The following is a 9,329-nucleotide window of genomic DNA, read 5'->3' on the forward strand; positions in this document are numbered from 1 at the left end:
CTGGTATCCAGCATTTATGGTATGAACGTGGATATCCCCTACCAGCACTCCCCGCACGCATTCTACATTCCCGTAATACTCTCCATCGTGATCTCCGTGATCATGAGTTGGTATTTTATGAAGAAGAAGTGGTTTTAGTGAATTACGAATTATTTAATTACGAATTACGAATTGAGTAGTTCAAAATTTCTTGTACTTAATTGATAGGTCCAACAAGCCACCTGTTGCCACAATTTCCATTCGCTTTTCAATGGCATTCATACACCGCTTTGGGCGGGGTCGTAATTCATAATTGATAATTCGTAATTGACAATTACCTTTGCTCCGCAGTCACTCCACTATGGTCTGCCCAATTCGTAATTCGTAATTAAATAATTCGTAATTATGTTCAATGTCCGCGTATACGGTATTATGATCAATGAACAAAAGCAGGTGCTGGTAAGCGATGAGTACATCCGCGGCGGCTATTACACCAAGTTTCCCGGTGGCGGGCTTGAGTTTGGCGAAGGTACGCTGGAATGCATCATCCGCGAATGGCAGGAGGAGCTGAGCCAGCAGGTAGAGGTAGTAGAACATATCTACACCACAGATTTTTTCCAGATCTCCGCATTCGACGGCACCACGCAGATCATCTCCATCTATTATCTTGTAAAACCTATCTCCCCCTTTACCGCACCTATTTTAAACCAACCCTTTGATTTTGAGATCCCCGAAGGCGTTACTGAAGTTGAAGGTGTACGCTGGATAAATTGGGATGAGTTTAATGCCGCCACCGTAACCCTGCCCATTGATAAAGTAGTAGCCGATCTGGTAAAAGTTAAATATTAATATAGGCGTTCCGGTAAGTCTTCTCCCCTCCCTATACCCTTCCATCTCCGCCGCATTCAATTATTCATAATCATAATTTATTTTCAATGGCATTCATGAATGCTTCGCATTTCGTAATTCGTAATTGAAAAATTCGTAATTCTCACATCCCATACCCTTATCCGGTATTTCGTGTAATGCTGACAGTTACCCCATATCTTCTCCTAACCCTTTTCTATCTCCCTCCTAACATATTATTAAAAACAATATTAATTGATTCGTTAATAAATTACTATTTTTCAATAGAAGACACACAAGAAAAGAATATTCTCGTAAACCGTTAGCTATCAATCAAATCAACCAAAATCCAACTAAAATCCTATCACATGTTGAAAACTCTAATGTTATCCGTCTTAGCGGTATTGTGTGGTGGAATTAACTCTTTTGGACAAAAAACCACCATTTCCGGAAAAGTTATCGATGAATCAGGAGCCGCAATTATTGGGGCTACTATCGTCGAAAAAGGTACCAAAACAGGTACCATCACCATGCCCGATGGCACATTTACAATTTCTGCCAAACCAGCTACAAAACTGATCGTATCCGCTATCGGTTACAGCTCCCAGGAGGTGACAGCTGCCGGCAACCTCATTGTACAGCTGCGCCTGGACACCAAATCCCTGGGTGAGATCGTAGTTACCGGCGTAGGCGTAGCCACCAGCAAAAAGAAGCTGGCCTTTGCCGTGGAATCCGTAACAGCCGACAAGCTGCCACAGGCCCCTACCGCATCGGTAGACCAGGCCCTGGTAGGTAAGATCGCCGGCGCACAAATTTCCAGCACCAGCGGGGTGCCCGGCGCACAAACCAACATCCTGCTGCGCGGTATCAACACCATTAATGCGCTGGGCCGCGGCACCACCCCCATGATCCTGCTGGATGGTATTCAGCTGAGCGCCACCAGCTTAAACAGCATTGACCTCAACGCCATTGAGCGGGTGGAAGTGGTGCAGGGCGCCGCCGCCGCCACCATTTACGGCGCACAGGGCGCCAACGGCGTAATACAGCTGTTCTCTAAAAAGGGCAAGCCCGGGAAAATGAACATCGACGTATCTTCCAGCGTAGCCCGCAACGAAGTGCTGAACGTTGGCGACCTGCGTAAATCCAGGTTCAATAACTTTAAAGCCAATGCCGCCGGCGAAGTAGTAGGCTCCTCCGGCGCCCCCCTCAGCTGGGACCCCGCCACCGGCATTTATAAGGAGAACATCATCTACAACTCACTGGACCCCAACGGTAAGGCCGATAAGCCGTATGACAAGAACCTGAAGTATTATGATCATTTCAAAATGTTCTTCAAGCCAACCACTACCTACAACACTTCCATAGTAGTATCCGGCGGCAGTGAAAAAATGGATTACGCCTTTGCCGTATCCAACAATCACCAGGAAAGCATTTTCAAAAATAACGGCGCCTACGACCGCAGTAATTTTTCCGTGAACGTAGGCACAGAGCTGTATAAGGGACTGAAGTTCCGCAGCGTTACCCAGCTCATTTACACCAAGAACACCATAGAGAACCAGAACGTGATCTATGCCATCAACAACGCCCGTCCCTTCGCTAATTATGACGATGTAATGAGCGACGGCAACTACTCCTATTATTATGGAGATGCTGTTGGCGTAAATGCCAATAACCCCAACTACAACGCCCAGTACACGGATGCTACCGGCAATAAGGTGGACATTGTACAAACCTTTAACCTGAACTATAAGCTGCCAAAATTCCTGGAGCTGGATGCCAAATACGGCATCAACTACCAGCGTAACGATTCAACCTTTATTTACGGCGATCAGTCGGATAACCTGAACGTGATCAATCAGCGGGGCTGGCTATCCAACTATAATAATACCGATGCCACCGGGGAAATGACGAAATATAATGTAAGTGTGTTCTTCCAGCATTTTACCGGCACCGCAACTTTTAACACCGATTTCCAGAAGGATTTTAACCTGGGCCTTCCCATAAGAACCTCCACTACAGCGGCTTTCGACTGGCGTTACAATACCTTCAAACAATACATCACGCACGGGGAAGGCACGCCGTCCTTTGCACCGCATACCTTAAAGGATTATGCCACCCGTAATATTGATATGGATCTGAAAGAGCCCTTTGTAACCTTCGGCTACCTGGTGAACCAGCGTATTGAATGGGGCGATATTGCCGGCATTTCCGGGGGCTTCAGAAGCGATTATTCCTCCGCCTTCGGTAAAGGCTCCAAACCTTTTACCTTTCCCCGTGGCGATGCTTATGTAAGATTATCGTCCATGAACTTCTGGCAGGATGGCGGCGTAGGCGGCATTATCACAGAGTTCAAGCTGCGCGCCGCCTATGGCGAAGCCGGCATACAACCCGGGCCTTTTCAGCGCTATACAGTGCTAACACCCCGCAGTGTAGGCGCCGGCAGCGTGCTGTACCCCGGTACTGCACAACGCAATCCTAACCTGGATGTAGAAGTATCCAAAGAGTTTGAAGCCGGTACCGACCTCTCTTTCAACATCCTGAAAGGCAGCTGGCTGCAGAATGCAGGCCTTTCCGTTACTTACTGGAAACGCAGCACCAATAACGCCATTTATGATACCGATGCACCCGCATCATCCGGTACCGGTACATTGGTAGATAATGCCTTTTCCCTGGAATCCAAAGGCTGGCAGGCATCCCTGAACATCGGCGTATTATCCACCACGGATTTCTCCTGGGACCTTACCACCAACTTAAGCAGGCAGTCGTCTGAAATAACAGCAGTAAGCGGCAACCCGGTAGTGATCATTTCCTCTGCGGGCAGCACCAACTATGTGCTGGCGCCGGGTTTAAAGGTTGGGCAGATCTTTGGCAATAAAGCCCTGCACTCCCTGGAAGACAGGGATGCCAGCGGCAACCTGTATATAGCTGAAGCAGATAAAGGCAGCTACGAAGTAGCCAGCAACGGGTATGTAGTGAACAAGGCCACCAAACAGCCCGTATTTACACCGGAAAAAGTAAGCTTTGGCGATCCTAACCCTAAGTTCAACATGTCGTTCATCAACTACTTTTCCTTTAAAGACTTTGTAACCTTCTCCATGCAATGGGACTGGATCAATGGCAGCCACCTGTATAACCAAACCAAGGAATGGATGTACCGTGATGGCATTCACAGCGATTACGAAAAACCCATTACCATTAATGGTGAAACCGGCGCCTGGACCGCCTTTTACCGTGGCGTATACCAGGCCCAGGGTAACAACGGCACCAAGGATTATTTTTATGAAGACGCCTCTTTTATGCGTTTACGGAACCTGTCCGCAGGCTTTGACTTTGCCCGCTTCTTTAAAATAAAAGGGATCCGGAAAATACAGCTGGTATTAACCGGCCGCAACCTGGTTACTTTCACAAAGTACACGGGTATGGATCCTGAGATCAGCTCCGGCAATGCCAACTCACCCTGGGACCGCGGCACAGACCACAATACCATGCCTAACTATAAATCTTACCAGGTAGGCCTGAATCTTGGTTTCTAACGTCAACACCTAAACGCAACAATTATGACTATCAATACACAAACAAAATATATACCGCTGGTAATATCCCTTTTCTGCATGCTGGCCTGTAAAAGTCAGCTGGATATCAATGATCCTAACCAGCCGTCCCCCGAAAGCGCAGCTACAGAAAAAGGTATTGTAGCCCTGGGTCAGGGCATTTATGTAAGCGGGTTTTATGATCTTAAGTATTATGATGCAGTTATAGGCCGCTTCTGGTCGGGCGCCATAGGCTTTCAGGAGCAGATGGGCGATGTAATAGGTATGGAAGCCGCCAACGAATACATGAACCAGTTAGGCTGTCCCGATAAGGTTACGCTGGATGATGGCACTGTAGTGCCCAGTCCTGGCTTTCCCTCCAAACAGCTGCAGCTTATACGCGCCATTAACAGTAATGCCGAAGCAGGCGCCAACCCGCTCTTTTACGAATGGGCCTACATGTACCAGCTCAATAAGAACTGTAACCTGGTGCTGGCCGCGCTGGATAAAGTGGAGTTCAGCGGCGATGCCGCCACCAAAAAGAATGTGGTAAAAGCCTGGGCCTACTGGTGGAAAGGCTATGTGTATTCCCGCATCGGCTCCTTGTATTATGCCGGCATTGTTAACGACGACCTGGCTGTTGCAGATGATCCTAAAACCACTAACAACAACTATGTATCCAAAGAAGCCATGATAGCTGCGGCCAACGCTAAGCTGGATACGGCCGCACAATTACTGACCGGTATTTCCGCCGGGGCAGATTATAATGCCATCCTCAGTAAGCTGATACCTGCTTTTTACCAGGTAGGCAAAGGCGGCGTGCTTACCCCGGATATGTGGATCCGTAACATTAATACGCTTAAAGCCCGCAACCTGCTGGTAAATACTACGGTAGATGCGATGCCCGCCACCCGCTGGGATAGCATCCTTACCCTTACGAACAATGGCATACAGCAGAATGATTTTGTATTCACCGGCCGCTCAGACCAGCTGGGCGATATTATTGCCGCATCAGACGGCACCGTGGCAGCAAGGGTTACCAGCACAGACCCTGGTGGCGGTGGTTACGGCATCAGCGAGCGCTTAATACAGGATTTTAAACCCGGCGACAAACGCCTGGCCAACAACTTTGAAACCGGCACCACCTGGATCGGTAATGCGGACCGTGGTAACTCTTTTAACACCAACCATGCGCTGATAGACGGCGGTAAAAAAATAAGCGGTGTAATTGTATATAGCAATACCGGTGTAGGCGCAACGGAAATGTACCTGGCCGGCAGCTGGGAAGAAAATGAGCTGATGAAAGCAGAAGCCACTATGTACAAGGATAATTTCAGCCCTGCGGCTATCATATCAGGCATGACGCTGATCGATGTTGTACGCAATGCACAGGGCGCCGGCTTAGCGCCTACCGTGGCCGCCACGGCAGCTGCTGCCAAAGAAGAGCTGCGTAAGGAAAGAAGGATAGGCCTGTTGTTCCGCGCCCTCTCCTTCTACGATGCACGCCGCTGGAAAGTGATCGATCCTGTATCCAAAGGCGGCGGCCGTACCGGCTGTGTGGTAATAGACCGCTCCGGCAATATTAACACCAATGCAACTATAGATTACAGCTTCCTGGATTACTGGGATGTTCCGGATAATGAAGTGGCCAACAACCCGCCGGGCTCCGGCGCTGCACCGGTAAAAAATCCGCGTACGGAGTAATTAATAATTAAGAATGAATAATTAATAATAAGGGGGCGATATTTCAATTTGAAATATCGCCCCCTTTATTATGCTGGTTGCAGAAAATGCATTTCAATGGCGTACCAGCCCTCCGATTATTAATTATTAATTATTCATTCTTATTTTTTCTGCGCCACAGTTATTAAGTGAAACGGCGCGCCATCCTGCTGGTACAGCGTTGTAAACCCGCACACCTCCAGCATTTGTTTCATTAATTCAAGGCTGAATACATGATGATGCGCGCGGCGGTACAACGTATTTTGCCGGATCTGGCTGGCCAGCTCTTCGCGCGTGCCTTCCTTTTCATCCATTACATGCAGGCGTATGATCTCCTCAAAATGCGTGGTATCATCTTCACCCACATTGTTCTTATAATCCTGCTGTAAATGTTCCAGCGTGGTATAAGGCCGGTTAATATCAAAGGTATGGCGCTTATCCGGCAGCACCAGCACCAGCTGCCCGCCGGGTTTTAATACCCGCTTCCATTCATACAACGCTTTCAGCGGGTTAGCCACATGCTCCAGGCAATGGCAGGATAGTACAAAGTCGTAGCTGTTATCTGCAACGCCCTGCAGGTCGGTAGCCTCGCGTATGAACTGGTAGCCGGTTTTGTTATAATAGTGAAAGTTGTTCCCCTCCTGTATCTGCCCTTCCCAAATAGTGTTGGTGCTGAAGTTAGCGCCGTCTATCTGTTCTGCAAACAGGTAAACGGGAAAATATCCCTTTACTGCAAACAGCGCGCTGGGCCCGCCAATTTCAATCCCCTTCTTACCGCGCAGCTGCGCGCTGTAATTGATCAGCTTTCGCTTGGCCGGTCTTCTGATGTAAGATACCCAGGTAGTGATTGCATCTTTTAATTGCATATCGTTGTGTTATGATCTGAAGTATATATTGCATGCTCAGCAAAAACTATTCCTTACTCCTGGCTAAGCCCCATGGCGCTGGCTTTCATCTTGGCGGTGGTTTCCTTGCCCAGGTAATGTTCTATACGTTTTTCCAGTAAATAGATTAGCGGTGTAAGTATAATGGCCATGGTAAATTTGTAAATATAGTTCACCAGGCAAATGGCCAGCACCTGCTGCCATGTCCAGTCATTCCCCAGTTTAAACGCAATGTACAACACAATAAAGCTATCCACCAGCTGGGATACTACCGTTGAGCCGGTGGCCCGCAGCCAGATATGTTTATCGCCCGTGCGTTTTTTAATACGGTGAAATACGGTAACATCCACTATCTGGCTTACCAGGAAGGCAATAACACTACCCGCAATGATCCACATGCCCTGCCCGAAGATGCCGGTAAAGGCCGTTTGCATGTTAGGCAGGCCATCAGCCGTTTTGCTGCCTATCCAGAAATCAGCCGGCGGCACTTCAATAGCCAGGAAAAACATCAGGAAAGCATACAGGATCAGCGCCACAGCCGTATAGGAAATGCGCCGCACCGCTTTGGGACCGTAATACTCATTCACCACATCCGTCATTACAAACTCCAGCGGCCATAACAATACCCCACAGGTAAGGTTAAACGATAATCCGCTTTGCCCGAAAATGGTAAAAGTGTGTACCGGCAGGCCCAGTAAGCGCTCCAGGGAAAAGATCTTACCGCCTATACATTCCGCTATCAGCGCGTTGGCCACAAAAAAACAGGAGAAGATGACAAACAGCTTGGTGGGCCGGTCTTTCAGAAGATGATTGATCATACCAGTATTTGAACTAATAATATTGACAGGTTAAGGATCAGCAGGTAACCGGGTAGCTCTGCCCAGCTCACCTTGCGCAGCAGCAGTAATACAATGGCCAGCACACTGCTCAGCATATTGGCCCAGGGCGCCACCAGGATCCCCAGTACGATCACGGAATTGAAAAGCCACGAAAAGCGCTCCCCATGTTCTGTAATACGCAACAGCCACACTGCGAGGTAGCAAAGATTGCATATAAAAACGAATTTCAACAAAATTTTAACGAAGCGCATGCAGCGAAAATAGTAATATTAGTGAATAGTCTTATAGTCCATGGTCCATAGTCGATGGTCCATGGCGTAGTACGTATATCAGGGGGTGCATGTGATGACGGTAGTCGCATTACTTGTACAACTTTTAACCGCGCAGTATGCAATGGACCATGGAACATCGGCCATGGACCTTGACTACTAACAACTATGAACTTTAAAATATATATTTGCTACTTATCTGTTTTAAAAGCTTCCATAATTTAAAAGCTTACCATAAATATGAAGAATAACTGGCTTAAAACGCTTTTGCCGCACATTATAGTAGTAGTGGCATTCCTGGTACTGGCAGTGCTGTATTGCAAACCCGCCCTGGAAGGCAAAGTATTAGGCCAAAGCGATGTAATTCAATGGAAAGGCATGGCCAAGGAATCACTGGATTACAAGGAAAAACATGGTATTACCCCCCTGTGGACCACCAGCATGTTCGGCGGTATGCCCACCTACCAGATCTCTTCAGAAAGCCCTTACAATTATGGGCAGATCATTCCTATCATATTAACGCTCAACCTGCCTAAGCCTATTAACGTATTGTTCCTGGCAGCGTTAACTTTTTATATTCTATGCATGGTGCTGCGGGTAAATCCCTGGATAGGCTTTATTGGCGCAGTAGCGTACGCCTATTCCAGTTATATGCCCATCATCCTCTCAGCAGGGCATGATACCAAGTCCGTAGCCCTGGCCTATTTACCAGGCGTAATAGCCGGTATCATGCTGGTACTCAGACGGCAATACCTCTTGGGCGCCGGCCTCACCGCATTATTTTTAGGTTATTTTATAGAAGCCAATCACCTGCAGATCACGTATTACTTCTTTTTACTCCTGGCCGTCATCGCCATCGTATTTGCAGTGATCACCATTCGTGAAAAAGATTATAAACACCTGTTCATTTCCTCCGCAGTAGTGCTGGCAGCCGTATTGGTAGGTATGAGCTATAACGCCATGCGTTTGTGGACCACCTACGAATATTCCCATGCCAGTAACCGGGGCGGTAAGTCGGAACTGTCCCCACTGCCCGGCCAGGAAGGCAATAAAACAGCCGGCGGCCTGGATAAAGATTATGCCTTCCAGTGGAGCTATGGCAAGTTTGAAACCTTTACCCTGATGGCGCCCAACATTTATGGCGGCAGCTCCGGCGGTGAATTAGGCACTAATTCGGAAACTTATAAGCAGCTTACCGGCATTGGCGTTCCTGCCGTGCAGGCTGAAAGTATGATCAAACACTACCCCTTGTATTGGGGC

The 9,329-nt window shown here is 48.1% G+C and carries 7 protein-coding genes and 1 pseudogene; 5 read left to right on the forward strand and 3 right to left on the reverse strand.

Annotated features, from left to right (window positions below; translation table 11 throughout):
* Nucleotides 1-12 precede the first annotated feature (12 nt).
* From VIM87_RS13910 to VIM87_RS13925, 4 genes are all read left to right on the forward strand, one after another.
* Nucleotides 13-138: a CorA family divalent cation transporter gene (locus VIM87_RS13910; protein WP_331997585.1), complete on the forward strand. Its 126-nt coding sequence runs from the start codon at nucleotides 13-15 to the stop codon at nucleotides 136-138.
* Between the two features lie 246 nt (nucleotides 139-384).
* A complete protein-coding gene (locus tag VIM87_RS13915; protein ID WP_331997579.1) occupies nucleotides 385-828 on the forward strand; it encodes an NUDIX domain-containing protein in 444 nt (147 codons plus the stop codon).
* A 365-nt stretch (nucleotides 829-1,193) separates the two neighbouring features.
* On the forward strand, nucleotides 1,194-4,358 hold the full coding sequence (locus tag VIM87_RS13920; protein ID WP_331997580.1) for a SusC/RagA family TonB-linked outer membrane protein: 3,165 nt from the start codon (nucleotides 1,194-1,196) through the stop codon (nucleotides 4,356-4,358).
* Between the two features lie 24 nt (nucleotides 4,359-4,382).
* A complete protein-coding gene (locus tag VIM87_RS13925) occupies nucleotides 4,383-6,059 on the forward strand; it encodes a RagB/SusD family nutrient uptake outer membrane protein (protein WP_331997581.1) in 1,677 nt (558 codons plus the stop codon).
* A gap of 140 nt (nucleotides 6,060-6,199) precedes the next feature.
* Here the strand turns inward: VIM87_RS13925 and VIM87_RS13930 are convergent, their stop codons facing one another.
* From VIM87_RS13930 to VIM87_RS13940, 3 genes are read right to left on the reverse strand one after another with little or no spacing between them, the layout of a single operon-like run.
* Nucleotides 6,200-6,943, reverse strand: coding sequence for a class I SAM-dependent methyltransferase (locus VIM87_RS13930; protein ID WP_331997582.1), 744 nt, complete (start codon nucleotides 6,941-6,943; stop codon nucleotides 6,200-6,202).
* 53 nt (nucleotides 6,944-6,996) lie between these two features.
* The gene (locus tag VIM87_RS13935; protein ID WP_331997583.1) at nucleotides 6,997-7,779 is read right to left on the reverse strand and encodes a queuosine precursor transporter; all 783 of its coding nucleotides are present in this window, start codon (nucleotides 7,777-7,779) and stop codon (nucleotides 6,997-6,999) included.
* On the reverse strand, nucleotides 7,776-7,982 hold the full coding sequence (locus VIM87_RS13940) for a hypothetical protein (RefSeq protein WP_331997584.1): 207 nt from the start codon (nucleotides 7,980-7,982) through the stop codon (nucleotides 7,776-7,778). Before VIM87_RS13940 ends, VIM87_RS13935 begins: the two co-directional genes overlap by 4 nt.
* A gap of 327 nt (nucleotides 7,983-8,309) precedes the next feature.
* Here VIM87_RS13940 and VIM87_RS13945 point away from each other — a divergent pair.
* Nucleotides 8,310-9,329 (forward strand): annotated as a pseudogene (locus tag VIM87_RS13945) (hypothetical protein); the annotation flags it as partial.

It is taken from the genome of Chitinophaga sp. (assembly GCF_036569125.1).
Classification (GTDB): Bacteria; Bacteroidota; Bacteroidia; order Chitinophagales; family Chitinophagaceae; genus Chitinophaga.